The 26,211-nt window shown below is 63.7% G+C and carries 22 protein-coding genes and 3 pseudogenes; 16 read left to right on the top strand and 9 right to left on the bottom strand.

Annotated elements, in window-relative coordinates; translation table 11 throughout:
• Positions 1-60 precede the first annotated feature (60 nt).
• Positions 61-1,122 (bottom strand): LysR substrate-binding domain-containing protein, encoded by a 1,062-nt coding sequence (locus PV772_RS17740; RefSeq protein ID WP_347887015.1) that lies wholly within the window; start codon positions 1,120-1,122, stop codon positions 61-63.
• A 132-nt stretch (positions 1,123-1,254) separates the two neighbouring features.
• Between PV772_RS17740 and PV772_RS17735 the strand changes: the two genes are divergently transcribed.
• The 3 genes from PV772_RS17735 (at position 1,255) to PV772_RS17725 (ending at position 4,584) form a co-directional block, all read left to right on the top strand.
• Complete coding sequence (locus PV772_RS17735; RefSeq protein WP_323058260.1) at positions 1,255-2,634, top strand: MFS transporter; 1,380 nt, start codon at positions 1,255-1,257, stop codon at positions 2,632-2,634.
• Positions 2,635-2,743: 109 nt separating this feature from the next.
• Complete coding sequence (locus PV772_RS17730) at positions 2,744-3,955, top strand: FAD-dependent monooxygenase (protein ID WP_321214509.1); 1,212 nt, start codon at positions 2,744-2,746, stop codon at positions 3,953-3,955.
• A gap of 5 nt (positions 3,956-3,960) precedes the next feature.
• On the top strand, positions 3,961-4,584 hold the full coding sequence (locus PV772_RS17725) for an NAD(P)-binding domain-containing protein (RefSeq protein WP_321214510.1): 624 nt from the start codon (positions 3,961-3,963) through the stop codon (positions 4,582-4,584).
• Positions 4,585-4,606: 22 nt separating this feature from the next.
• On the opposite strand, the pseudogene PV772_RS17720 reads toward PV772_RS17725, so the two are convergent.
• Positions 4,607-5,560: pseudogene (locus PV772_RS17720) on the bottom strand (ABC transporter ATP-binding protein); the annotation flags it as partial.
• Between the two features lie 19 nt (positions 5,561-5,579).
• Positions 5,580-6,080, bottom strand: a pseudogene (locus tag PV772_RS17715) (LLM class flavin-dependent oxidoreductase); the annotation flags it as partial.
• 138 nt (positions 6,081-6,218) lie between these two features.
• On the opposite strand from PV772_RS17715, the gene PV772_RS17710 reads away from it, so the two are divergent.
• Entirely contained in the window at positions 6,219-7,196 is a 978-nt protein-coding gene (locus PV772_RS17710; protein WP_347887014.1) for an alpha/beta fold hydrolase, read from the top strand.
• A 493-nt stretch (positions 7,197-7,689) separates the two neighbouring features.
• On the opposite strand, the gene PV772_RS17705 is transcribed toward PV772_RS17710, so the two are convergent.
• Positions 7,690-8,565: a glycerophosphodiester phosphodiesterase family protein gene (locus PV772_RS17705; RefSeq protein ID WP_347887013.1), complete on the bottom strand. Its 876-nt coding sequence runs from the start codon at positions 8,563-8,565 to the stop codon at positions 7,690-7,692.
• A 343-nt stretch (positions 8,566-8,908) separates the two neighbouring features.
• Here PV772_RS17705 and PV772_RS17700 point away from each other — a divergent pair, with 343 nt between their 5' ends.
• From PV772_RS17700 to PV772_RS17650, 11 genes are all read left to right on the top strand, one after another.
• The gene (locus tag PV772_RS17700; RefSeq protein ID WP_347887012.1) at positions 8,909-9,718 is read left to right on the top strand and encodes a TetR/AcrR family transcriptional regulator; all 810 of its coding nucleotides are present in this window, start codon (positions 8,909-8,911) and stop codon (positions 9,716-9,718) included.
• On the top strand, positions 9,715-10,602 hold the full coding sequence (locus tag PV772_RS17695; RefSeq protein ID WP_347887011.1) for a 3-keto-5-aminohexanoate cleavage protein: 888 nt from the start codon (positions 9,715-9,717) through the stop codon (positions 10,600-10,602). The genes PV772_RS17700 and PV772_RS17695 overlap by 4 nt, the downstream gene beginning before the upstream one ends.
• A gap of 2 nt (positions 10,603-10,604) precedes the next feature.
• Complete coding sequence (locus PV772_RS17690; protein WP_347887010.1) at positions 10,605-11,573, top strand: 3-hydroxyacyl-CoA dehydrogenase NAD-binding domain-containing protein; 969 nt, start codon at positions 10,605-10,607, stop codon at positions 11,571-11,573.
• Complete coding sequence (locus PV772_RS17685) at positions 11,570-12,040, top strand: thioesterase family protein (RefSeq protein ID WP_347887009.1); 471 nt, start codon at positions 11,570-11,572, stop codon at positions 12,038-12,040. Before PV772_RS17690 ends, PV772_RS17685 begins: the two co-directional genes overlap by 4 nt.
• Before the next feature lie 110 nt (positions 12,041-12,150).
• A complete protein-coding gene (locus PV772_RS17680; RefSeq protein WP_347887016.1) occupies positions 12,151-13,671 on the top strand; it encodes an ABC transporter substrate-binding protein in 1,521 nt (506 codons plus the stop codon).
• Positions 13,668-14,621, top strand: a complete 954-nt coding sequence (locus tag PV772_RS17675) for an ABC transporter permease (protein WP_347887008.1) — start codon at positions 13,668-13,670, stop codon at positions 14,619-14,621. Before PV772_RS17680 ends, PV772_RS17675 begins: the two co-directional genes overlap by 4 nt.
• Positions 14,621-15,508: an ABC transporter permease gene (locus PV772_RS17670; protein ID WP_347887007.1), complete on the top strand. Its 888-nt coding sequence runs from the start codon at positions 14,621-14,623 to the stop codon at positions 15,506-15,508. Before PV772_RS17675 ends, PV772_RS17670 begins: the two co-directional genes overlap by 1 nt.
• Entirely contained in the window at positions 15,505-17,256 is a 1,752-nt protein-coding gene (locus tag PV772_RS17665; RefSeq protein ID WP_347887006.1) for an ABC transporter ATP-binding protein, read from the top strand. Before PV772_RS17670 ends, PV772_RS17665 begins: the two co-directional genes overlap by 4 nt.
• A 29-nt stretch (positions 17,257-17,285) precedes the next feature.
• Complete coding sequence (locus PV772_RS17660; RefSeq protein WP_347887005.1) at positions 17,286-18,449, top strand: serine hydrolase domain-containing protein; 1,164 nt, start codon at positions 17,286-17,288, stop codon at positions 18,447-18,449.
• Positions 18,450-18,649: 200 nt separating this feature from the next.
• Positions 18,650-19,741, top strand: coding sequence for a type I restriction endonuclease (locus PV772_RS17655; RefSeq protein WP_347887004.1), 1,092 nt, complete (start codon positions 18,650-18,652; stop codon positions 19,739-19,741).
• Positions 19,738-20,418: a hypothetical protein gene (locus PV772_RS17650; RefSeq protein ID WP_347887003.1), complete on the top strand. Its 681-nt coding sequence runs from the start codon at positions 19,738-19,740 to the stop codon at positions 20,416-20,418. Before PV772_RS17655 ends, PV772_RS17650 begins: the two co-directional genes overlap by 4 nt.
• A 386-nt stretch (positions 20,419-20,804) precedes the next feature.
• On the opposite strand, the gene PV772_RS17645 is transcribed toward PV772_RS17650, so the two are convergent.
• Both PV772_RS17645 and PV772_RS17640 read right to left on the bottom strand, forming a co-directional pair.
• Positions 20,805-21,230 (bottom strand): HIRAN domain-containing protein, encoded by a 426-nt coding sequence (locus PV772_RS17645; RefSeq protein ID WP_347887002.1) that lies wholly within the window; start codon positions 21,228-21,230, stop codon positions 20,805-20,807.
• A 786-nt stretch (positions 21,231-22,016) separates the two neighbouring features.
• Positions 22,017-22,577 (bottom strand): hypothetical protein, encoded by a 561-nt coding sequence (locus PV772_RS17640; protein WP_347887001.1) that lies wholly within the window; start codon positions 22,575-22,577, stop codon positions 22,017-22,019.
• 103 nt (positions 22,578-22,680) lie between these two features.
• On the opposite strand from PV772_RS17640, the gene PV772_RS17635 reads away from it, so the two are divergent.
• Positions 22,681-23,460 carry an alpha/beta fold hydrolase gene (locus PV772_RS17635; protein ID WP_347887000.1) on the top strand — a complete coding sequence of 260 codons (780 nt, stop codon included), beginning with the start codon at positions 22,681-22,683 and terminating at the stop codon, positions 23,458-23,460.
• A gap of 151 nt (positions 23,461-23,611) precedes the next feature.
• Here PV772_RS17635 and PV772_RS17630 read toward each other — a convergent pair whose 3' ends face one another.
• The 3 genes and pseudogenes from PV772_RS17630 to PV772_RS17620 all read right to left on the bottom strand — a co-directional run bounded on the left by PV772_RS17630 (position 23,612) and on the right by PV772_RS17620 (position 26,171).
• Positions 23,612-23,905, bottom strand: coding sequence for a transposase (locus PV772_RS17630; RefSeq protein WP_347886999.1), 294 nt, complete (start codon positions 23,903-23,905; stop codon positions 23,612-23,614).
• A 169-nt stretch (positions 23,906-24,074) separates the two neighbouring features.
• Positions 24,075-25,118: pseudogene (locus PV772_RS17625) on the bottom strand (ABC transporter ATP-binding protein); the annotation flags it as partial.
• 12 nt (positions 25,119-25,130) lie between these two features.
• Positions 25,131-26,171, bottom strand: coding sequence for an LLM class flavin-dependent oxidoreductase (locus tag PV772_RS17620; RefSeq protein ID WP_347886998.1), 1,041 nt, complete (start codon positions 26,169-26,171; stop codon positions 25,131-25,133).
• Between the last annotated feature and the right edge of the window lie 40 nt (positions 26,172-26,211).

Genomic DNA, 26,211 nt, shown 5'->3' with positions numbered 1-26,211 from the left:
CCACGACAGTACCAACTCACCGGAACAGCAATACCAACAACCCGGAACACGAGTACCAACTCACGCTATCTGCCAGCTTGCCGGTAACCGGTCAGAAACCGTCGTTTTGTTTCCCGATCCCTCGTTCGATCTGAAGGCCGACTTCTGAAAAGCATCGCTGCCCGCATGAGGCGGGGCGGCGTCGTCGTGGGTAGATGCGCTCTGAACTACGTCTGCGCGGTCGTAGCAGCCGAGCTTCTCGACCGCATAGTCGAGCAGGGCCGAGGCTCGTCGCGTGAGGGTCATGTCCTCGGGCCAGATCCCCACGACGTTGGAGAGGGTTACGGGCGGGTCGAATGGGCGGATGGCGACAGGCCGCCCCTCGACGCTCATGGGGAGCACGTTGGGCCGGGACATGAGCAGGCCGTACCCCATGCCGCGGCCCACGAGCGCCTCGACGAGGATGATCTGGGTGACCCGGGCCGCGATCCTGGGCTCGAGCCCGCGCGCGGCGAACGCCTCGACTATATTGATGGTGCTCGGGCTCACGTCGTAGAGGATGAGTGGCTCGCCGGCGAGATCAGCGAGATCCACCGTGCGGCCCGCCGTGAGCGGGTGGTCCGGATGCAGGTGGGCCTCAAGCTCGGTCGCGTAGACCTTGCGGTGACGGTAGCCGGCAGGCAGGAACCTTTCGTATGTGATGGCTACGTCGAGGCGGCCCGACTGCAGGGCGGGGAACAGGTCCTCGTTGGTGCCCACCGTGGTCTCGAGGTCCACCCCGGGATGCCTCCGCGGGAAGCCTTCGAGGAGCTCCGGCACCACGCTCGCGGCGAAGCTCGCGTAGCAGCCAAACTTGACACTGCCCCGCAGCTCTTCTCCCCGGCGGTCGCCCTGGACGAGCTCCCGCGTGTCCGCCAGGATCCGGCGCGCCTGCATTGCGAAGTGCTGGCCCGCGGGAGTCAGCGCGAGGCCCCGCGCCTTGCGGCGCACGCAAAGCTGCTCCCCCACAGTCCTCTCGAGCCCCGTGATGGCCTGAGACAGCGCCGACTCTGAGATGTGAAGATGGGCTGCCGCTGCACTGGATGTGGTGAAGTCCGGCAGGGCAGCGAACAGCTCGAGTTGCCGCAGGCTCACATCGGCCATGTCCACCTCATCGTAGATCGGGCTTCTTAAGTACAATAGAACTTTATCTGCAAATCTCTGTGATTTACATGCAGATGTGAGTTCGCTCACCATGGAGGAACAGCATCGTCCGCACACTTCACAAGGACAGCAATGACCTCTTCCAATTCCGTTAGCAATCCCGCCACGCAACGTCGCGTCGCGTTCGCGACGATCATCGGCACCACGATCGAGTGGTACGACTTCTTCATCTACGCGCTGGGCGCTGGGCTCGTGTTCAGCCAGCTTTTCTTCAAGCCTGCCGGGGAGGAAATCGGGCTCTTGCTCTCCTTCGCTACCGTCGGCATCTCCTTCCTCTTCCGCCCGCTCGGTGCGTTCCTCGCGGGGCACTACGGCGATAGAATCGGCCGCCGTGCCATGCTTGTCATCACGCTCATCCTCATGGGTGTAGCGACGACACTCATCGGCGTCCTGCCCACCTTCGCCCAGATCGGCATCGCGGCGCCGATCCTCCTGCTCCTCCTCCGCATTCTCCAAGGCGTCTCCGCCGGCGGCGAGTGGGGCGGCGCAGTCCTCATGGTCGTCGAGCACGCTCCTGCCGACCGCCGCGGTCGCGCTGGCGCCTTGCCGCAGGTCGGCGTCCCGCTGGGCTTTCTTCTCGCTTCGGGCTTGATGGCCCTCATGACCGGTGTCGTCTCCCCCGGCCAGGCCTTCCTCGAGTGGGGCTGGCGCGTGCCGTTCCTGCTGAGCATCGTGCTCATCGTCGTCGGCTACTTTGTCCGCCGCTCCGTTGAGGAGAGCCCCGTGTTCACCGAGATCGCCGAGCGCGGCCAGCAGACCAAGGCCCCGGTTGTGGTCCTCTTCAAGCGGCACTGGCACCTTGTGATCCTCGCCGCGCTAGTGTTCGTGGGCAATAACGCCGTGGGCTACATGACCACCGGCGGCTTCCTCCAGAGCTACGCCACCGGCAAGCTTAAGATAGACACCACGGCGATGCTCATCGCGTCCACGGTCGCCTCGGCGGTGTGGTTCTTCGCGACGCTCATTGCAGGGCGCCTCGCCGATTCGATCGGCCGGCGAAACACCCACCTCATCGGCTTCGCCGTACAGGCACTGATGGCCTTCCCGCTATTCTGGCTCGTCAACACCGCGACGCTACCCGGCCTCTACGCCGGCCTGGTCCTGCTCTCGATCGGCCTCGGCCTCACATACGGGCCTCTGGCAGCCTGGTACGCCGAGATCTTCCCGGCATCCGTTCGTTTCTCTGGAGTGGCCATCCCCTACGCCATTGGGTCAATCCTCGGCGGGGCGTTCGCTCCCACCATCGCCCAAGCACTGCTGCAGGCCACCGGCACCACGACTGCGGTCTCCTGGTATATCCTCGTGGCCACCCTCGTCGGGGCCGCGGCGACGCTGTGCCTGCGCGACCGGCGCGGCATCCCGCTCGGCCCGGACCACGAGGCCGAGCAGGCCAGCGGCGCAACGATGTTCGCCCCCAACGTGGCCCACAGGGAGCTTGCGGCGAAGCCGTAGCGACCCCGTTCCCCTTCCACCGTGGCGTCCACGGAACTATTCACCATGCCGTCGTGGCCCCTTATGGTCGGCAAATTCAAGGATTACGTAATGCAGTCGAGGAGAACCGATGGTAAATCACACCACCAGAGTCGCGGTTATTGGAGGAGGGCTGGGCGGGCTTACCGCTGCGATTGCCCTCACGCGGATCGCCGGTGCCCACGTCACGGTGTTCGAGCAGGCAAGAGGGCTGGGCGACGTGGGCGCAGGCGTCACTGTCGCTCCGAATGGCCAGCGCGTTCTCGACAAACTCGGTGTCCTTGAACAGGTCAAGCGCGCAGGCGCCACTCCGGATGGCCACGGCGTCTACCAGGACGCCATGGGCAACGTTGTAGCCGAAGCAGCTTGGGAAGATTCAGCAAAGCGGTATCAAAATGTCGGCATGTACAGGCCCGACCTGGTAGACGTTTTGTCTCGAGAGGTCGCGCCCGACACGATCCGTCTCGGCCATCGTCTGACGTCGATTCAGACGCTAGACACAGGCGTCCGCCTCGAATTCGAGAACGGCGTACACGATGAGTTTGATGCAGTGGTGGGCGCGGACGGCATCCACTCGGTGGTGCGGGATTCTCTGATGCAAACCCCCGACCCCGTCTACTCCGGATTCATCGCGTTTCGCGGAGTACTTGACGCGGCCCTCCTTCCCGACGACTGGCCCATGATCAGCCAGGTATGGATGGGTGAGGGAAAGCACTTCATGTGCTACCCGCTGCAGCAGCGCAAGTTGTTCAACTACGTCGGGTTCGTACCCAGTGACAGGCCGCTCAAGGAGACCTGGTCGGCCCCGGGGGACGTGAGCGAACTCGCCGCCGAGTTTGCGGGTGAGAAATGGGACCCGAAGCTTCGCCACTTCATCCAGCTCATCGACCAGACCTTCTGGTGGGGCCTCTACGACCACGAGCCACTCACTAATTGGTCGCGAGGGCGCGTCACGTTGCTTGGGGACGCAGCACACACCATGCTGCCGCACGCGGGCCAGGGAGTGAACCAGGCAATCGAGGACAGCATTACTCTTGCCTTCTTCCTCAGGGAGGCCGAAGACGCCGATGAGATTGCCGAAGCCTTCAAGCGCTACACCGCCGTTCGAATGCAACGCACGGCGATCCTGCAGAACAGCTCTCGCAGAAGCGGCTCACAATTCGACGCGCAGAATGAATTTGAGGACATCAAGAAGCGTGACGCTGACTTGCGCGCAGGACGCGATTTTCGCCGAAGTGTGCTCTTCGACTTCGACGCGGTGGCAGCCGCCGAAAAAGCACTCAAACGATTCAGGAGGATCTAGTTCGCATGACATCGATCAGCATCATTGGCACTGGCAAGATGGGCTCAGCAATTGCCGAAGTATCAGCGCGAGCCGGAGCGAGTATCCAAATCATCCGGCGCAGGGCGGGGGCTGGCTCGTCCGCCGAGCGTCCGGATGCGGATTATGGGCTTATCGGCGATGAACTCACAGGTGACCTCGTCGTCCTCGCAGTTCCGTATGAAGCGTACCCGAACATACTTGAGCACTATCGGGATCGACTCAGCGGCAAGGTCGTCATCGACATCAGCAACCCCATTGATTTCACCACGTACGATGAGTTGCTGGTCCCATCAGACTCCTCGACTGCGGTTGAACTTTCCAAGGCCCTCCCGGTGGGCGTTACAGTCGTGAAAGCGTTCAACGTCAATCTCGGCGACACGCTCAGCACCGGCACCAATGGCACAACGCGCACGACTGTCCTGTTCGCCGGAGACGATGCAGAGGCGAAAATAGCAGTCGCGGCCCTCCTCGAAGCGGCAGGACTCCGGGCGGTCGACGCTGGTCCTCTTTCGCGTGCGAGGGAACTTGAGGCAATGGGCTTTCTCCAGATCGTATTGGCAGCAATCGGGAAGACACGCTACGAGTCCGGATTCGCGCTGCTGCCGTGAGGATTCCTGAGCGGCAGGCCACTTAAACCTCCGCCACCGGCGCTGCGAACTGGGCCTCGTACAGCCGCGCGTAAGCCCCGCCGGCAGCCAGCAGTGAAGCGTGTGTCCCCTGCTCCACGATCTGGCCGGCCTCCATTACCAGGATGAGGTCGGCGTCGCGGATCGTGGACAGGCGGTGCGCGATGACAAAGGAGGTCCGGTCGGACCGCAGTGCACTCATCGCCTTCTGCACCAGCACCTCGGTCCGGGTGTCCACCGAAGACGTCGCCTCATCCAGGATCAGCACAGAGGGCCGCGCCAGGAACGCCCGCGCAATCGTCAGCAGCTGCTTCTCCCCCGCGGACACGTTGGCGCCCTCGTCGTCCAGCACCGTGTCGTACCCGTCAGGCAGTGACCGCACGAACCGGTCCACGTACGTCGCACGCGCGGCTTCCAGAATCTCGGCTTCGGTAGCCCCAGGCCGGCCGTAGGCAATGTTGTCCCGGATGGTCCCGCCGAACAGCCACGTATCCTGCAGCACCATCCCCAGCCGCGAGCGCAGCTCGCGCCGGGGCACCGAGGTGACGTCCACGCCGTCGAGCGTTATCCGCCCGGCATCCAGCTCGTAGAACCGCATCATCAGGTTCACCAGCGTGGTCTTACCCGCCCCGGTGGGCCCCACAATCGCCACCGTCTGCCCCGGCTCCGCCACCAAAGACAACGAAGAAATCAGCGGCTTGTCCGGCGAATACGAGAACGACACATCCTCGAACACCAGCCGCCCCCGACCAAACACCGGCCCGGCAGAAGGCGCAGGCTCCACAGACTCCTCAGATTCATCCAGCAGCTCGAACACCCGCTCCGCCGAGGCAACCCCCGACTGCAGCACGTTCGCCATGGACCCCAGCTGCGCCAGCGGCATGGTGAACTGCCGCGAGTACTGGATGAACGCCTGCACATCACCAAGCTGCATCGCCCCGGACGCCACCTGCAGCCCGCACTACGATCCCCAGATACTAAGGTGCCGGCTGCTCGCCTCCGGCGGGAGCCCACCCCAGTGCCGGCCCCAGTTTCCCCCGCAATGTCGGTCAGGATCTGCACGTAGTCCTCGTGGTCGAAGCTGAAGGGCAGGGCGAACGCCACCTCATCCACTTCCTGGAAGCCTGCGTGCGCGTACAGCTGCTCGGCGATCTCCTCGCTGCTGCCAATCAGATCAGCAGCGAACATCACGCCCCGCAGCCCCTGCGGAGCAGCGGTACGGGGAGTGCGTTCATCCACATACCGCTGGTACTTCTCCCGCCGGGCCGGAGTCGCCGAGTCCGTAGGGATCACCACCAGGCCCGGCGAGACCCGCGCCTCATCATGCCCCGAGGCCGCAGCCGCTTCGCGGAACTCACGGATCTGCGACTGCTGGACCAGGTCAAAGTCCGGCTCCTGGTCCTTGTCGGGAAGATCACGCTGCTGGACAGCAGGTTGAACCCATTCGAACCGGACCAGACAGCTGATTTCGTGCTGCCCCCAGCTCGATGATCTGGAGCGTTGACTCATGGCCCGCCGCCGGGTTCCCCGGATGAACCAGCAATCATTGACGACTGTGACGGCATTGTGGTTAGGCTCGCCAAGAGCCGGTGACGGCGCCGGCACGGGAGGAATACATGTCATTGCAGGAAATCGAGTTCACGTCCGCCAACGGCCGAGACACCATCCAGGCGTGGGTCTACGAGCCGATCGGTGAGCCCAAGGCGATTGTGCAGCTGATCCACGGGCTCGGCGAGCACTCCCGCCGCTACCTCCACCTCATTTCCACGCTGGTGGACGCCGGGTTCATCGTGGTGGCCGGTGACCACTCCGGGCACGGGCGCACGGCGATGCAGCAGGGCATCTGGGGCGACGCCGGCGAGGAGGCCGCCAGCGTGGTGGTTGCGGATGAGGTCACCCTCCAGGCCAAGGCCAGGGAGGCACTCCCCCAGCTTCCGTACGTGGTGTTCGGCCACAGCTGGGGATCCATGATCGCCCGCGGCATGGCCGTCAATCCAGGCGCACAGCTTTCGGGCCTTATCCTCTGCGGCATCGCCGCCCAGATGCGGGGCATCGAGAAAATGGTCGACCGGCCGGAACTGGCACGGCTTGCCTCCGGCGAGAGGGCAGCGGAGGCGGCACCTGAGGAATTGGTGGGCCAGTTGTTCGACGGTTTCCTGGGCCGCTTAGGCGAAGATGCCGGCCCCACAGCCTGGGTGGCGCTGGACGCCGACGTCGTTGCCGACCACGGGAGGGACCCCTTCAACAACTTCGGCGCACGGCTGAGCGCGCGGTTCCTGCAGGGCTTCGTTGACCTCTACGATCAGGTCAACTCCGATGACTGGTACAAACAGCTCCCCGCGGACCTTGCCGTGCTGATCCTTGCCGGCGACCAGGACCCAGCGACCAACTACGGCGAAGGCGCCTACCACGTGGCAAACCGTCTTGCTGATTCCGGCCACGAGGACGTCCGCACCCGCGTGTTCCCCGGCGTCCGCCACGAAGTGCACAACGAACCCACCACCCGTGCTGAAACGGAGCGCGAGACGGTCGAGTTCATCCAGCGGGTCGCGCACCAGCGGCAGGACTCCCCCACCCCGTCGGCTGCAGGCTGACGGTCCCGGAGTAAGCGGCCCCAGCGGAAGGTTCGACGGCGGCACCCACCTCACCTCCGTCGTCGCACCTTCCAGCATGGGGAGACTCAGTCCGCTGCTGATTGCTCCAGCAGTCGTCGGATGCGTTCGACCGTTGGATCGATGCCCCCTGTTGACTCGATCATCAGGCCGGATTCGTCGGTCTGCAGCTCCTCCAGGTTTCCAGCTGGGAGGTGAGAAGCGACGCCGGCATGAAGTGTCCCGGGCGTTGGGTGAGGCGGTCAGGTATAGCGTGCTTCCCAGGTCAGGCGCCCAGACATGGGCAACGACCCGGTAGTTCACGGCGTCCAGCACCTCCTGCGAACGGGCAGGGCGAGGCACAGACTCAATATCAAGCGCAAAACGAGGCCTGCGCCCTTCGGTGTTTCTGCGTTGCAGGAACACCGAAGGCGCAGTTGGGCAGCCACCAAAATGGGAAGCTGCCCGCGTCCAATGGCAGTGCGTCAGCTGTCCCCTAAAGGATGTCGCGCAGCACCTGGGGGTAGTTGGTGATGACCCCGTCGACGCCCCAGTTGATGGCGCGGCGCATGTCCTGGCCGCCGTTCACGGTCCAGGTGTACGTCTTCAGTCCGTAACGGTGGATCATTTCCACGGTGCCCTGAGTCATGTTGCCGAGGGCCGGGTTGGCGGCCTGCGCCCAGGTGGCGGCATCGGCGAGCTGCGCCTCGGATGGCGCGCCGCCGAAGAGCAGGCCCACCGGTACGTCCACCGCGAGCGCGTCGTATGCGCGCAGCCACTCGTGGTTGAAGGACTGCATCATCACCCGGCCGTGCCGCTGGGCGTAAGTGAATTCGGGAAGGGCCCGGAGTTCCCTGTCGACATCGGTCTCGATGCCCGGGTAGAGCTCGGGCGACTTGACCTCCAGCAGCATGCCGGCCTGTTGGCCCACTGCCTGCGCCCACTCTGCGAGGGTCGGCACCCGCTGGCCGGCGAACTCGGGCGCGAACCATGAGCCGGCGTCGAGCTGCTTGATCTCGGCGAGGGTGAAGTCGCGGACGTTCCACGGCGCCCGGTCGGGGAAGACCTGCTCGACGTCGGTGGTGCGGGCCAGCGTGAGGTCGTGAACGACTACCAGGGCGCCGTCCGCGGTTCGCTGGATGTCGTTCTCCACCACGTCTGTGCCCTGCTTCAGCGCGAGCTCCACGGCGGCGATGGTGTTCTCCGGGGCTGCCCCGCTCGAACCCCTGTGGGCGATGACCTGGACGCCTGAATCAGTCTTGTCCTGGAACGTGCTCTGGGCGGCCTGCGCGGCCGGTGCGATTAACGCACTCAGGGTGGCTATAACGGCCAACCCCGTGACGATGCCTAGCCCGCGTTCTTTACGGCGCATGAATAGCCTCTTTCTGTTTCCAAACCGGCCTGTGCAGGTTTCTCCACCTACGCTCTCGAAACCCCGTGGACTCAAATCGAACTGCCCCTGACCGGCAGATGAACTGTGCCGCACAGCTGAACAGGCGGAGGACACACACAAGAACACCCGCTCCGCCGACGCCACCCCGAGGTTTTACGGCAGCCCAAGAAGTAAGGCCAAGCAGACACACATGAATCGCAAACTTCTAATCTTTCATCAGCAAACCCTTGCCAGAATCGCAAACAACGACTAACTTCAGAGCATGGCAGGAAATGAGACGGGGGTCACAGAGCGGGTCCGGACTTCGATTCGGAACTCGGGGATGGCCCAGCGGGAGATCGCGCATCATATGGGGCTGGATGAGACGAAGCTGTCCAAGGCGCTGAACGGCACCCGGCGTTTCCACCCCGAGGAGTTAACTAGCTTGGCGGACATCACCGGCGTCACGGTGAACTGGCTATTGTCGGGTTCGGATGAGGCGCACGGGCCGTCAGTTCCGCCGCCGCCGATGGCACTTCCCACTCGGCACCCGGAAAACAACGAGCATGCCCAGAAGCGGCGTTCCATTATTGAGGCGGCGTGGTGGTTGTTCGCACGCCGCGGCTTTTCCGCGGTCCGCATCGCCGATATCGCTTATGCCTGCAATTTGAGCACGGCAGCAATCCACTACTACTTCTCAGGCAAGCGCGAGATATTCGCGGAGGCCCTGCGCTATTCAATCAAGCTGGCCTTCGACCGGCAGATCGCCGAGTTACATTCGATTACCGATCCTGTCCGCCGGCTCAAGCGCTTGATCGAGCTACAGCTTCCCGCCGGCGAGCGCGGCAGCGCAGAGTTCTCCATCTGGCTGCAGACCTGGGCGGACGTCGCCGTCGACAGTTCCGGCAAGGAGAACCACGCGCAGGGCTACCGGCGCTGGTTCAAAACTGTGGAGGACGCCCTCGTGCAGGGCCAGGAGGCTGGCGCATTCGTGGTGGTCCCTTCCGACGAACTTGCCATGGAACTCACTTGCCTGATCGACGGCCTGGGAATCAAGGTCCTGACCGGCATGCTGACTTCGGATCAGATGTACCGCCATATCGAAAGTTTCATCGACCGCAACATCGTTATAGAACAAGGGAGTCCTGAATGAACCGCAAGGTCATCGTCACCTGTGCCGTCACCGGCGCCGGGGACACTACCGGCAGGAGCGAGCACGTGCCCGTTACACCGGAGCAGATCGCGAACAACGCGATCGCTGCGGCACGGGCCGGCGCGTCCGTGGTCCATATCCATGTACGGGACGTCGAAACAGGCCAGGGGTCGCGCGATGTGGCGCTGTACCGCGAGGTGGTGCGGCTGGTTCGCGAGAGCGACGTTGATCCCGTCATCAACCTGACAGCCGGCATGGGCGGCGACCTCATCCTGGATCCGGGCGAGCCGACCAAGCAGCTGCCGGGCACTGATCTGGTCAGCGCTCTGGAGCGGTTGGCCCACGTGGAGGAACTGCGCCCGGAAATCTGCACCATCGACTGCGGCTCACTGAACTTCGGCGAGGGCAGCCAGGTCTACATCAGCACCCCGGACATGCTGCGCGAGGGTGCCGAGCGGATCAAGGAGCTCGGGGTCAAGCCGGAGATGGAGATTTTTGACACCGGCAACCTCTGGTTCGCCAACATCATGGTCGAGGAGGGACTCATCGCTCCCCCGCCGCTCTACCAGCTTTGCATGGGCATCCCTTACGGTGCTCCGGTGAACGCCGGCTTGCTGCAGGCCATGGTGAACATGCTGCCGCAGGGTGCGCAGTGGACGTCCTTCGCGATCGGCCGCGACCAGCTTCCGTGGGTGGCCCAGTCGGTCCTGCTCGGCGGGCACGTTCGGGTGGGCCTGGAGGACAACCTCTACCTCAGTAAAGGCGTCAAAGCGACCAACGCCCAGCTCACCGAGCGCGCCATCCAGATTGTGCACGATCTCGGATCCTCTGTTGCCACTCCGGACGAGGCGCGCGAAATCCTCCGGCTCGAGAAAAAGGCCTGATCATGACCGAAGACTTCACTCCCCTGGAAATGAACGACGTCGACACGGTCGCCTGCGTGGGCATCGGCACCATCGGCGGGGGCTGGGCCGCGTATTTCCTGGCCCGCGGCTACCGCGTCAAGGCCTGGGATCCTGCACCGGACGCCGGTCCGAAGCTCCGCAGACTGATCGACGCCGCGTGGCCCGCCCTGACCAAGCTCGGGCTGGCGCCCAACGCGTCGAAGGACAACATCACCGTCCACACCGACCTCGCCGAGGCGGTCGCCGGAGTCGGCTTCGTGCAGGAGAGCGCGCCGGAGGTCCTGGAACTCAAGCAATCGTTGCTCGCCCAGATCGACGCGGTGACGGCGCCCGACGTCGTGATTGCCTCCTCCACCTCCGGGTACGGGATGACGGAAATGGCCACTGAAGCTAAGAATCCGTCCCGCCTGGTAGTGGGCCATCCATTCAACCCCCCGTACCTCATCCCGCTGGTCGAAGTGGTTGGCGGCGAGCAGACCTCGGCAGTCGCGGTCAAATGGGCCTCAGCCTGGTACGAGTTGATCGGCAAATCTGTGATCACCATGGACCGAGAGGTTCCGGGGTTCATCGCCAACCGTCTGCAGGAGGCGCTGTGGCGCGAGGCTCTGCACATGGTGGACAATGGCGAGGCCACGGTGGAGCAGATCGACCTGGCCATCACCGACGGGCCGGGCCTGCGGTGGCCGCTGCAGGGTCCGATGCTGACGTTCCATTTGGCTGGCGGAGAAGGCGGGATGGCGCACATGCTTGACCACTTTGGTCCGTCCTTGCTGTCCCCGTGGACCCGGCTCGTAGCTCCCGAGCTCACGCCTGAACTGCGCAACGCGGTCATCGCCGGCTGCGACGAGGAGGCTGCGGGACGGTCCGTTGTCGAACTGGTGGCCGAGCGCGACGAGGCGATCATCGCGATCCGCAACGCCATCGCCGAGGTCAAAGCCGCCGGCGCATGAGTGCCCTTGCACCCGGCACCTTGCGGGAGTACTCGTGCCGGGTGCAACCGGAGTGGATTGACTACAACGGCCACATGTCTGAGGCCTTCTACGTCCTGGTGTTCGGCTACGCCACAGACCTGGTGATGGAGCAGCTTGGGCTCGATGACGAGTACCGCCGCTCCACGGGCCACTCGCTCTACACCGTTGAAGCACACATCCGCTACCTGGCCGAGACCGGTCTGGACGCCGAGCTCAGCGTAATCTCCCGCATCGTCGGCGCCGGCCCGAAAAAGCTGCACCTTGCCCATGAGATGCGTTCCGGGGAAACGCTGATCTCCACCGAGGAACTGCTGGCACTCCATGTGAACCAGCACTCCGGACGTAGCACCAATTTCGCACCCTCCGTTATGGACACCATCACCGGATTCCTGCCTGCCCCGAGCGAGCCGGCACCGGAATGGACCGGCAGGAAAGTCAGTTCCTAGCCGTCCCCTTTCAGAAAGAAGGACCAGTGGAAAAATCTTCTGTTCTTCGCGGGCAACTGCGCGAGAAACCGGCACTTCCGCCGACCCGGCGTCGCGTGCTCGGGCTCGGAATGGCCCTCGGGCTGGGCGGATTCCTGTCCGCCTGCGGCGGAGGCCAAGCCGCAGTGCTGTCAGCCCCGAATGGTCCGGCTCAGCGCGGCGGCCGGCTGCGCGTGGGCCTGGCCGGCGGTGGTTCCGCCGACAGCCTGGACGCCCACGCACCGGTCAGCACCACCGACATCGCGCGGGTGGTCAATCTCTACGAGTCCCTGCTTTACCGGGACGAAAACTACGAACTAAAGCCGCTGCTGGCGGCCAAAGTGACGCCGTCGGCCGACGCCCTGACCTGGACAGTCGATCTCCGCGACGATATCCGGTTCCACGACGGGCGCCCGGTCACCGGCAGGGATGTAGCCGCGACATTCAAACGCATCACTAATCCGGACGATCCGAAGAGCGGGGCCGCGAGCCTTGTGATCCTGGACGAGGTCGCCGTCATCAACGACCACCGGGTCGAGTTTCGGCTTAACACCCCGACGGCCACCTTTGACGACTCGCTCGGTCAATACTCGCTGGGTATCGTGCCCGAAGACTTCGACCGGGCCGCGCCTATCGGCACAGGGCCGTTCAAACTCAAGTCATTCGCACCGGGACGCAACAGCGTCTTTGTCCGGAACGATCACTATTGGCGGAACGGAGAACCCTATCTGGATGAGCTCGAGATACTGAACTTCAGCGACGACGACGCCCTGATCAACGCCCTGCTCTCCACCCAGGTCGATGCGATCGGCCAAATCCCCCTGACGCTACTGGAGGTCATCGACGCCGACCCGCGGATTAGCATCCTGTCCGCGGAAACCGGTGCCTGGATGCCGTTCACGATGCGCGTGGACCGCGCGCCCTTCGACGACAACCGCGTCCGCGAGGCTTTCCGGCTGGTCGTGGACAGGGAGCAGATGATCGAACAGGTGCTCAGTGGCAACGGTAGCCTCGGCAACGACATGTACTCTCCGTTCGACCCGGGCTATCCCTCCCATCTTCCCCAACGCAAGCAGGACATCGCGCGTGCGAAGGAGCTGCTGGCCGAGGCTGGCCATCCGGATGGGCTCACAGTGGAGCTCGTGACGGCACCCATCCAGTCCGGCGCAGTGGAAGCGGCGCAGGTCTTCGCCCAGCAGGCCGCCGCAGCGGGCATCACCGTCAAGATCCGCCAGGTGGACACCACCACGTTCTTCGGCGACAGCTACCTGAAGTGGGACTTTGCCCAGGACTTCTACTACACCCGCAACTACCTGCCGCAGGTCAACGCGAGCACCCTCCCGACGTCGCCTTTCAATGAAACGCACTGGGACCACCCTCAGTTCAAAGACGTGATCGAAAAGGCCAAAGCCACCGTCGACGACGACGAACGCAACGCCCTGATCGCCCAGGCCATGGAGATCGAATACAACGAAGGCGGGTACATCATCTGGGGCCACGCGAACCAGGCAGACGCATACCAGCACTACGTGGCAGGTCTTGTTCCCAGCCGCACGGGGCTCGCCCTGTCAGGTTTCGAATTCCGCCGCGCCTGGTTAGGGGTCGCAGCATGATGCCCATCATCCTGCGCAGGCTCGCCACGAGCGTCCTGATCCTGCTGGCCGTCTCCGTGATGGTCTTCGTCGCGACGCTGCTGCTGCCGGGCGATCCGGCACAGGCCATTCTGGGTCAGCAAGCCACGCCGGAACGGCTGGCCGCGCTGCGCGAACAGATGAACCTCAACGACCCCGTCTGGCAGCGCTACCTGGGGTGGCTAGGCGGTCTCTTCGTCGGGGACTTCGGTGTCTCCGCGGCCTCGGGCGGCCCGGTCAGCGCGCTTCTGGGGGAGCGGATCGCTGCCTCGCTGGTCCTGCTCGTGGCGGCCGGTGCCATCAGCATCCCCATCGGTCTACTGGTGGGAACTTACAGCGCGCTCCGCCGCGGCCGGGCAGGCGACCACATCGCCACCGGCACCAGCCTGGTGCTCGCCGCGCTGCCGGAATTCGTCATCGGCATCGCGCTGGTCACAATATTTTCGACGACGGTGTTCACCATCCTGCCATCGGTCACAATGGCCCCGCCCGGTGAAGCCGTGTGGAACTACCCGACGCAGCTCATCCTGCCGACGCTGACCCTGATCCTCGTGGTGACCCCCTACATCATCCGGATGATGAGGGCCACGATGCTGGAGGTCCTGGAATCCGGCTACGTGGAGATGGCCCGGCTCAAGGGAGTCCCCGAACGGCAGGTCATCTTCAAGCACGCCCTGCCGCACGCGCTCTCCCCCGTCGCCCAGGTGGTTGCCATCCAGCTGGCATGGATGGCCGGCGGCGTGGTCGTCGTCGAATTCCTCTTCCGTTATCCGGGCATCGGCCAGGCCCTCGTTGACGCGGTCACCAACCGCGACGTGCAGGTGGTCCAAGTGCTCGCCGTCCTCATCGCCGCGGTATACATCGTCGTGAACCTGCTGGCCGACGTCGTCGGCATTCTGACCAATCCGAAGCTACGCACCGGGGGTGCCTGATGACCGCAGTTGATTCGCCCCAGATCATCATTACAGAGACCAAGGCGCCACCCGGGCTGATCCGCCGGCTGGTGGCACAGCGCCAGGCGAAGATTGGGATCGGGCTGACCGCCGCCGTCGTACTTTTTGCCTTGGCAGGCCCCCTGCTGCTGCCGCTGATCACAGGTTTCACCAGCACCGAGTTCACCGGGCGGCCTTTCCGGCCGGACGGGCTGTTCGGCACCGACAACCTCGGGCGCGACGTCCTCAGCCGCTTCCTCGACGGCGGGCTGCGCCTGCTGACCTACTCAGCGCTGGCGACGCTGCTGGGCATGGCGCTCGGCGTGCTGGCCGGGATGACGGCGGCGTATCAGGGCGGCCGGGTGGACAGCCTGATCATGCGCAGCAACGATGTCCTGCTGGCGTTGCCGTCGCTGGTATTTGCGCTGCTGGCCATCACCGTCCTGGGCCCGGAGGGCTGGGTGCTGGTGGCCGTCATCGGTATTACGCACGCGCCTCGGATCGCCCGGGTGACGCGCTCTGCCACCGTTGACGTCATTACTGAGGACTTCATCCGCGCCGCCGAGATGTACGCCGTGCCGCGCTGGAAGATCCTCGTGCAGGACGTCCTGCCAAACATCACAGGCCCGCTCATGGTGGAACTGGGCTTGCGGATGACCTACTCGATTGGCGCAGTTGCATCCCTGTCCTTCCTGGGCCTGGGCATGCAGCCGCCGACCGCAGACTGGGGTCTGATGATCAACGAGAACCGGATCGCACTGGTGGTCCAGCCCTGGGGTGTCATCCTGCCGGTCCTCGCCATTGCCGTACTGACCGTCGGCATCAACCTGATTACCGATTCGCTGGCCCGTGCGGCGGCGAACTCGAACGTGGGAGCAACCAAATGAGCACTTCCCTAGAGGACCCCATCAGGACAGCCGTCCTCAGCGTCTCCGCCCTACGGATCGCAACGACCGCGGGCCAGGAGATCCTAAAAGACGTCTCCTTCGAACTGCAGCCGGGCCGTATCCTGGCACTCGTGGGCGAGTCTGGCTCCGGCAAGACCACTGCAGGGCTGGCGTGCCTGGGACATTTCAGGGCCGGATTGAAGCATACGGGCGGCGAGATTCGGATGAGCGGAACCGGTTCGTCGTCAAACATGCTGGACCTGCCTGAACCGGAACGCCGGAAGCTGCGCGGCGGAACTATTTCCTACGTCCCGCAGGATCCTGCGTTGTCGTTGAACCCGGCAATTCGGATCGGGGACCAGATCCTTGAGGTACTGCAGGTGCAAGGCTACGGGAGTTCGGACGCGGAACGCCGGGCGCGAACGGCCGAGGTGTTGGCGGAGGTGGGGCTGGACAACAGCCCTGCTTATCAGCGCCGCTACCCGCATCAGCTCTCCGGCGGGCAGCAGCAGCGAGTCGGCATTGCGATGGCCTTCGTCTGCCGGCCCAGCATCATTGTGATGGACGAGCCCACCACCGGCCTAGACGTGACCACGCAGGCATTGGTGCTGCAGACCATCGACCAGCTGACCGAGCTGCACCACGTCGCCGGGCTCTACATCACGCACGATTTGGCCGTGGTAGCTAAAATCGCCGATGAGGTAGCAGTCATGCTCTCCGGCCAGGTGGTGGAACAGGGGCGCACCGAACAGGTCCTCTACCAGCCGCAGCACGAGTACACGCGGAAGCTGCTCGACTCCGTGCCGGACTTGGCAGGGAAGCGCCGGGTTGGCCGGACGTCGGCCATTACCGGGGAACAACCGGTGGTCGACACCGCGGAACCCGCGTATGGCTCACCGGAGCAGGACTACCCCGCGGGCGCCGGACCCAACGTCCTCGGCGGCACCGTACGTTTCCGGGCGGCGGCATCCGCGGACTCGCCCGGGCCTCGCGAAGCGGCGATGCTATTGGAAGTCTCCGACCTGCGGCTGGCTTACGGCAGCAACCAGATCCTGGATGGCATCAGCTTCACCTTGGCGCCGGGCGAATCCATGATGCTTCTCGGCGAATCGGGCTCCGGCAAGACGACGCTTTCCCGCTGCATAGCCGGCCTCAACGACGACTATGCAGGCGAGGTGCGGCTCACCGGGGATGCTCTGGCACCGGGCACCCGCGCCCGCACCGCCGAGCAGCGCCAGCACATCCAGTACGTCTTCCAGAGCCCGTTCTCTTCGCTGAACCCGCGCCGGACCATCTGCGAGTCCGTGGAGGTCCCGCTGCAAATGTCCGGCCGGATGGGCCGCAAGGAACGGCGCCGCCGGGTGCTCAAAGCATTGGACCAGGTCAGGCTCGGCAGCAGCTATTTGGACCGCCGCCCCGGCGATCTCAGCGGCGGCGAGCGCCAGCGCGCCGCCATTGCCCGCGCCTTGGTCAACGCCCCGTCGCTGTTGGTCTGCGACGAGGTCACGTCCGCGCTGGACGTTTCCGTGCAGGCGTCCATCATCGACTTGCTCCGCACCCTGCAGCACGAGACCCAGATGTCGATGCTCTTTGTCACGCACAACATCGCCCTCGCCCGGCACATTTCGCAGCGCATGGCCATCCTGCAGCAGGGGCGGATCGTGGAGTCCGGGAGCACCGAAGAAGTGCTGGAACGTCCGCGGCACGAATACACGCGGGAACTGCTGGCCAACGTCCCCAAGTTTTAGACCCACGCCATTGATTGAGAAGGAGAATCGTGGATCCGAGTTTTGAAAACTATAACGACGGCGGCCTGACCCAGCGGGCGTTCGACGGCCTGGGGGAAGTCTTCGGCCGACATCTGGCGGCGGCCCAGGGCGGTATGGCCTTCTGCGTTTACCGCGCCGGCGAACCATTGGTCCGTTTCTACGGCGGCAGCACAACAAGGCGGCCAGACCCGTCCGCGGAGGTGGAAGAAGCCTGGAGCCCGAAGACCATGGCTGTCATGTTCTCAGGCACCAAGGGCGTGGTGGCCACTCTGGCGGCGATGCTGGTGGATCGCGGCCTGCTCGATGTCCGGAAGCCCGTGACCGAGTACTGGCCGGAGTTCGGCGCTGGCGGCAAGGAAGCCGTCACCGTCGCCCAACTGCTCAGCCATACAGTCGGGCTGCCCTATGTGGACCCGGAACCGGAGGGGGCCGACCCGCAGCTGGACAACGCGGCGAACGCCCGGGCCCTCGCCGCCCAGACCCCGCTATGGGGACCGGGCAGCAAGGTGGCATATCATGCATCCACCTACGGGTACCTGATGACCGAGGTCTTCCGCCGCTCCACGGGCAAGCGGGTCGGCCAGCTGATCGCAGAACTCATCCGCGAACCCCTCGGCCTGGAGATCCATCTGGGCCTGCCTGAAGAGCTCGATCCCCGCGTGGCTACGGTCTTCCGGTCCGACAGCTACGCGGTCAGCACCTTCCTGCAGGATCCGGAGCGGCGCGAGGTGGTCGAGCGCATGTATCGGAATCTGATGGACCCGGAGAAGGACCCGTTCAACAGTGTTGGCATGCGCCGCGGTGAGTTCTCGGCCGGAGGGGGCATCGGGACGGCCGACGCCATGGCCAACCTGTACTCACGTTTGGCCGACCCGGCCGGCGGCGTGGTCAGCCCAGCGGCGCTCGCCGACGCCACGACCACTTGGTCCGAGGGGGTGGACGCCATCAATGACAGGCCCCTGCGCTTCGGCCTCGGCTACGAACTCGCCGACCCTATCGGAACCTACGGCCCCGTCACTCCCGCCTTTGGCCACTCAGGCGCCGGCGGCGGGCTGCACGGAGCCTGGCCAGGCAAGAACGTCGGCTTCTCCTTCTTGACCAATGAGATGCTCGCCGAGAACCAGGACAGGCGGGCCAAGGACCTGCTCGCAGAGCTGGCAAAGCTCGTCTGACGGCACAGACAGGAGGGACGACGGAGGGACCTCCCCGCCGTCGTCCGCTTTCGTTTAATGCTTCATGCCTTTTCGACATGGAGTCATAGCTGCAAGCAGATGAGTGTCATTCAGGACAATCACATGTAGTTTGTTGCTTCATCAGCTTGGATCTTTGCTGCACTTCGTTGTGCGGCATTGACGAACTTGTAGGGGGACAAATGGAGTTCGCAGAGAAGCTTTCAGCGTTGGCAGCAAAGGTGCGCCAGCAGCGCGGTGTTATCCAGACAGAAGAGGCGACGAAGAACGCGTTCGTAATGCCGTTCATTTCGACGATTCTTGGCTACGACGTCTTCAATCCCATGGAAGTCGTTCCGGAATTCATCGCAGACGTGGGGCTCAAAAAGGGCGAGAAGATCGACTATGCGATCGTCAAGGACGGCGAAGTCCAGATCCTGATCGAGTGCAAGAAGTCCAGCGAACCCGTCAAAATCGAGCACGCGTCGCAGCTTTTCCGGTACTTCGCCGTGACCAACGCTCGGATTGCGATCCTTACCAACGGGGAGGTCTATCAATTCTTTACGGACCTTGATGCTCCAAACCGTATGGACGCGAAGCCGTTCCTCGTGCTCGATTTGAATGACATCGATCAAATGCTTATCCCCGAACTGCAAAAGCTGTCCAAGGATGTGTTTGATCTTGATTCGATCATCAGCGCAGCCGGCGAGCTGAAGTACATCGGCGAGCTGAAGCGGACCCTGGCTGCGCAGTTCAAGGAACCAGAAGACGAGTGGGTCAAGTTCCTGACTGGACGCGTGTACTCCGGCCCGTACACCCAGAAGGTGCGGGAACAGTTCACAGCCCTGGTTACGAAGGCCTCGAAACAGTTCTTGAATGACCAGGTGAACGAGCGCCTGAAGAAGGCCCTCGGCAACCCGGGCTTCCCGCAGAATGAGGAAGCTACAGTGGCGGCTAGCGTCACCAGCGCTCCAGTAGCCGAAGCAGACCTAGCCGAAGCTGATGGGCTCGAGACGACGCTGGAGGAGATCGAGGGTTACCAAATTGTGCGGGCCATCGTCTGCAGCGAGGTGAAGCCAGCCCGCGTAGTGCAAAGGGATGCCAAGTCGTACTTCGCAGTACTGCTGGACGACAACAACCGCAAGCCCATTGCTCGTCTCCACTTCAACCGCACGCAGAAGTACATCGGGATTTTTGACGACAACAAGGAAGAGACTCGAGTTCCCATTAGCTCGCTCGAGGAGATCTACGAACACACTGAAGCGCTGCGGGCGAGCGTAAAGAGCTACCTGTGACGACGCCCCCAAATGACCTGGATCTGCTTCTCATCGCGATTTCCGCGATCCCCCCGCCGTGGAAGAAGTGGCCCGGCGGCTACCCTGATCGCCTGGATCTCGCATTGGTGGATGCCGTCATGTCCATCCGATTTCGATACGGCCGAGAACGCAGAGACGGAACATGGACTGGTGCGCGTGGTGCAGTATTGCGTTACCAGAGACACTCGGAGCATGTGGCACCTTCGGAAAGGATGCGCTACCTGGCGACACAGGACCCAGTCGCCCTGGAGAAGATATTGAATCGCCAGAAGGTGCATGCAGGAAAGACCAAGGCCTTTGCCATCGTGGAGGCCGCTAAGAACTTCAGGTCCGCTGGGATTACTGAGCCTGGACATTTGAAGCCCGATGACGATGATCACCAGCAGCTCTACACCGACGTTAAGGGCCTAGGTCCGGTGACATGGGAGTACCTCACCATGCTCCTAAGCCACGACGGAGTAAAGGCAGACTCGTGGATTACAGAATTCGTCGGGCGAGCGACCGGGCGGCGAGTTTCGTTCGAAGGTGCCGGCGGGCTGGTTAAGGAAGCCGCTCAGAAACTGGACGTGGACGAAACGACGCTCGACCATGCCATATGGAGCTACGCCAGCACCACGGGACTAAGGAATATGCCTCCTTTCCCTGATTTAGCCTGAAGGGGAGCATACGACGTCGGCAGGCCCCGCCGTAGTGCGCTCACTTGGGCCGGAGAGCGAGAACCCGCTAACCAAGGATTGGTGGTGCTGGGTCCTGTGCCTACTTAGAGCTTTTGTTGGTAAGAAGCGCGTGAGGCTGTTAAAGAGAATGAGGCGACACGGCCGAGAAGTTGGACGTGGCCAAGCCGGCGTGGAAATCAACCTGACGGCCTAGCCGGGCGGGAACAGGCGTCGACCTCACCCGCCAACTGCTGGTCCATCACGACGAGCGGGAAGGATGGGCGATGAGCCCCTATGGCATGGGGGGCTAGGAATCATCCAGCGCCGCCCCTGACGGCGTCCCGGCACCCCCTCGCCGGGACGCCGCCACCGGCGGGGCTTCAACTTCAGCGGCGCAGGTACTCCATCATGCCGGGTGTAGTCAGTACTACGCGCGGGGATGAGGCTTTGGCCTGGATGACAAGGCCAGTGAGTTCCTCCCCGCCGTCCAACAATTCAGCCACCCACTTGGCGCGCTGCTTATTCACGTAACCGGCTTTCTTTCCTGGACGGCCAACGACGATCGCCACGGCGTTGGCGTCGTGCTCATTGTCCGGCTCGCGCATTGCGGTAATTTTCTGGCCGACCCGGAACTTGAACGGTTTCTCCGGGTCCTCATAAAAGCCCATGCCGACCATGCGGAATGCAAAGATGCTGAAATGCCGCAACGCCAGGGTGTTGTAGTCCACGAGCTTGCCATCCGGAAGGGCGAAGTCCAGGCCGTTACTGGAGGACACCAGTCTCAGCGGAGGTAGTCCATCCGGTCCGGCCACCAGAAGAGTCTTGGCCTCTTCCGCTGAGATGTAGCCCGCCCGGTATCCCTTAACGGTTTGACCCGCCGCCCGCGCACGTGCCTTCTCCGCTTCATAAAACCTTCTCGTGGCCTCGGATTGCCGGAATGGTTCCGCGGCCCGTGGCTCCACCGGAGCGGGAGGGGCAGGTGCAGCAGGGCGGGGCGGCTCTGCTGGCGGGGGGATAGCTGCCTGTCTGGAGAGGTTCCGCTCGTGGTGTCCACGCCGACGACTGCATTCTTCAACCGCTCCCAAATCCCCATGCCCCTGACTATATAGGCCGTCCGCTGGCGATAGTGCGGGGGGCAACACAGGGGCGACCGGGCGAGTCACCTAGCATGGCGGCATAACGATAACCGTGGACCCCAGCGGAAACCTCTACTCCAACATGGACTGCCTGCACTGTGACGACCAAGGCCCACACGCTCACTACGACGTGCGCGGCGACCAACACGTCTTCCAGTGCGGTCGCTGCTTTGGCATGTTTACGGATGCCTCGCCTGCCCCGTCTACTTGGCTACCGGGACCGCGGGGTAGGGGCGTCCTAATCCCCCCGCTGCGTGCGGTCAAGGCCCCTTTGCCGGCATTGGTCCCTCCCCCGGGACCTGACCCGGGGTCGCGCGCGAGGGGGCCTACCCGTCTACGAATTATGTACGGAGTTGCCGTCCTCGTCGCCCCGCACGCATCTAGGTCACAACAACTCCGGAACGGGCCGGTCGCGAGATCCTGGTCCAGCGCCCGCCCCAACAAGGCGAGGGGCCCCGTCGGTTAAACGGATAAGCTTCTCAGCCTCGCTTGTTGCTCAGCGTGGAAGTTGGCAAGACTTGGGGTTCCGAGGGTTTCACCGATAGTGTTTATAGTCGACTTCCACGACTGACGCAGGACCCGCTTGTCTTTCCAAGTCAGCACCGCGTCCGCGAACTCAACCTCGGCAGAGCGGTTGCCGTACAGGTTCACCGCCACGTAGATGGTCAATCCAGGGGCGATTCTCGGAATCGGGAAAGGCTCTCCTCTATACGGTTTCCAAGGTTGCTTCCCGCCCTTGACCTCCGGAAAGCCATGAGGGTGGGCAGGCCTTGCCTCAAGATCGACAATAAGGTCCAGCTTTACACCCTTGGCGCTTGCGGCACCGTGGTTCGTGACGACCAGGAGGTCCGCCTTGTACTTGTAGTCCGGGCTCTTGGCGAAACGGACGCTCAGGTCCGCCTTGCGGCCACGTGAGAACTGATTTACCAGGGCTACGAGGCTCAAGGCCAAGGCCAAGGCCAAGAACGCTATGACCGTGGGCGTGGCATCGTTGCTGAAAACGTCGTGTACCGATTTACCCAAGCCGGCCCAAAAGTCGGGCGGCGTATTTCCCTGGCTGGTACCGGCATTTGGTCGCCAGATGACCTCTGGCCAGATATGTTGCACCGCCCACTACAGTGAAGTCATGTTGCACTCAACCCGGCAAGGCTCCGGTAAGCCACTCCTCCTGATCCATGGGCTCGGTTCCAGTATTGGTAACTGGAACCCGGTAATCCCGGCGCTGGCCGCTGAACGCGATGTCATCGCCGTCGACCTCCCCGGTTGCGGCGAATCCGCGCCGCTGACCGGCGAAACCACCATTGCCACGCTGACCGATGCCGTCGAAGCCTTTATCCGCGACAGGGAACTGGGTGACCTTGATCTGGTAGGCAGCTCCATGGGCGCCCGGATGGCGATGGAAATGGCACGGCGAGGGCACGCTGGCACCACGGTCGCACTGGACCCTGGTGGATTCTGGAATGACCGCCAGGCAGCGATCTTTGGTGCAAGCATCAAGGCATCCGTCGCACTGGTGCGCCGCATCCAGCCGGCGCTCCCCTTCCTCACGGGCAACCCCGTGGGCCGCACGGCCCTGTTGGCCCAGTTCTCCGCCCACCCCTGGAAACTGCCCCAGGATCTGGTCCTGCATGAGCTTCGCGGGTTCAAGACATCAACCAGTCTGGACCCGGCCCTCAACGCACTGATTCACGGACCCCGCCAGGAAGGCGCACCGGCCGGTTCACTCAAGGGCAAAGTGGTCATTGGATGGGGGCGGAAGGACAAGGTCACCGCCCCCAGTGAGGCGGCGCGGGCCATGGAGCTGTTCCCGGATGCAACGCTCCACTGGTTCGAAAACTGCGGTCACTTCCCGCACTGGGACCAACCAACGGAAGCGGCGCGCCTGATCCTCGATAGCACCGCCTGAGCTGCGGCTGAGCGCCGGGGCGGAGCCATTTACGTTGAGTTGGCTTCAGAAAGGTGGAACCTGCGACGGCTGGGGATGATGCCCCGGTCTCGGGAGGCATCGACGTCGCCGGTCCCGAATTGGGGAACCGGCTTCACCTGGACCGCCGCCGCTAGGGCGTGTCTCCCAATAGGGTGCTCCAGATGACGACGGCGTGCAGGACGGTCGCTGAGCAGTAGGTGAGGGCCAGTTTGTCGTAGCGGGTGGCCGGGGAACGCCGATGTTTGAGGGTGTTGAAGCTGCGCTCGACGACATTGCGCCGTTTGTAGGGTCCGATACGCTTGTTTTGCCTCTGGGGACTCCGGCTCTGCAACGGTTCCTCTTGCTCCCGGCAACTGGCCCACGAAGCGGACGTGTCGCCTACCCCTGAGGGTCCTCTTCTAAGAAGATTCAAGAAAGTTGGCATAATCGGATCTTCGCAGTGCCCCTCATCGGTGCTCTAATCAGCGGACGATCAATTTGACGCCCATAGGAGCATCACGGGCACCACTATGGCGTTATCCTTTTAGATCCTGAGCCCAAGTACGAAGCACGTCTGCCAGGACTGCGCCACTCCATAGAAATGAGGGTAGCTTCTAAACCTCCGCCACAGGAGCCGCGAACTGGGCCTCGTACAACCGCGCGTACGCCCCGCCGGCAGCCAGCAGTGAAGCGTGCGTGCCCTGCTCCACGATCTGGCCGGCCTCCATCACCAGGATGAGGTCGGCGTCGCGGATGGTGGACAGGCGGTGGGCAATCACAAATGAAGTACGGTCGGACCGAAGTGCACTCATGGCCTTCTGCACCAGCACCTCGGTCCGGGTGTCCACCGAAGACGTCGCCTCATCCAAAATCAGCACCGACGGCCGGGCCAGGAACGCCCGCGCGATGGTCAGTAGCTGTTTCTCCCCCGCGGACACGTTGGCGCCCTCGTCGTCCAGGACAGTGTCGTACCCGTCAGGCAGTGACCGCACGAACCGGTCCACGTACGTCGCCCGCGCCGCCTCGAGAATTTCGGATTCGGTAGCTGAAGGCCGTCCATAAGCAATGTTGTCCCGGATGGTCCCGCCGAACAGCCACGTATCCTGCAGCACCATCCCCAGCCGTGAGCGCAGCTCGCGCCGCGGCACCGAGGTGACGTCCACGTCGTCGAGCGTTATCCGCCCCGCGTCCAGCTCGTAGAACCGCATCATCAGGTTCACCAGGGTCGTCTTCCCCGCCCCGGTGGGCCCCACGATCGCCACCGTCTGCCCCGGCTCCGCAACCAAGGACAACGAAGAAATCAGCGGCTTGTCCGGCGAATACGAGAACGACACATCCTCGAACACCAGCCGCCCCCGCCCGAACACCGGCCCGGCAGAAGGGGCAGGCTCCACAGACTCCTCAGATTCATCCAGCAGCTCGAACACCCGCTCCGCGGACGCCACCCCGGACTGCAGCACATTCGCCATGGACCCCAGCTGCGCCAGCGGCATGGTGAACTGCCTCGAGTACTGGATGAACGCCTGCACATCACCAAGCTGCATCGCCCCGGACGCCACCTGCAGCCCGCCCACCACGGCAATCCCCACGTACACCAGGTTCCCGATGAACGTCATGGCCGGCATGATCAGCCCGGAAATGAACTGCGCCCCGAAACTCGGCTCCTTGTGTTAAAGGGAGGCTGGTGGCGCCCAACCCAAGGCTGGCCCCAGCTTCCCCGCGATGTCCGTCAGGATCTGCACGTAATCCTCATGCTCAAAGCTGAAGGGGAGTGCGAAGGCCACTTCGTCCACTTCCTGGAAGCCCGCGTGGGCGTACAGCTGTTCGGCGATCTCCTCGCTGGTGCCGATCAGATCAGCCGCAAACATCATGCCCCGCGGCCCCTGGGGAGCAGCAGTGCGCAGAGTGCGTTCGTCCACGTACCGCTGGTACTTCTCCCGCTGGGCCGCAGTCGCCGAATCGGTGGGGATCACCACCAGACCCTGCGACACCCGAGCCCCAGGGTGGCCAGCAGCACCAGCCGCTTCCCGGAACGCCCGGATCTGCGCCTGCTGGACCAGCGCAAAGTCCGGCTCTTGGTCTTTGTCCGGGAAGATCACGCTGCTGGACAGCAGGTTGAACCCATTCGAACCGGCCCACACCGCTGATTTCGTGCTCCCAGCCCCGTACCACAGCCGGTCCCGAAGTCCAGGCGAATGCGGCTCCACCCGGTTCGAAAACTCCTCCACCACGCCCTGCTTACCGGAAAACTCCCGCACCGGCTCACCCGCCACCAGACGCGCGAACCGCTCCACCCGGGCGTAGCTGAAGTCCTCCACGTCCGCCGTATCGGGGTACAACTCGTGCTTCACCGTGTCGTACTGCATCGGCTCGCCCACACTCACGCCGGGGTTGATGCGTCCTCCGGCCAGCAGGTCCACCGTGGCCAGGTCCTCCGCCAGCCGCAGCGGGTTCTCCCAGCCCAGGGGCGTCACCGCAGTGCCCAGTTCAATCCGCGAGGTCCGTTGGCTCGCCGCAGCCATCACTGCCACGGGGGAAGAAATCCCGAACTGCAGGTGCCGGTGGCGCAGCCAGGCACTGTCGAACCCCAGCCGCTCCCCCAGCTCGATGATCTGCAACGTGGACTCGTGGCCCGCAGCCGGGTTTGCCGGATCAAACAAACCAATGGTCAGAAACCCCAGCTTGCGCAGGGGACGGTTGGGGTGCGGCATCGGCTTCCTTCAAAGCGGCGGACGGGGCTGGTTTCAGACT

The sequence above is a fragment of the Pseudarthrobacter sp. CC12 genome (assembly GCF_039907755.1).
Classification (GTDB): Bacteria; Actinomycetota; Actinomycetes; order Actinomycetales; family Micrococcaceae; genus Arthrobacter; species Arthrobacter niigatensis.
Note: the sequence above shows the minus strand (reverse complement) of the source record. Positions and strands in the feature narration are given on the sequence as shown.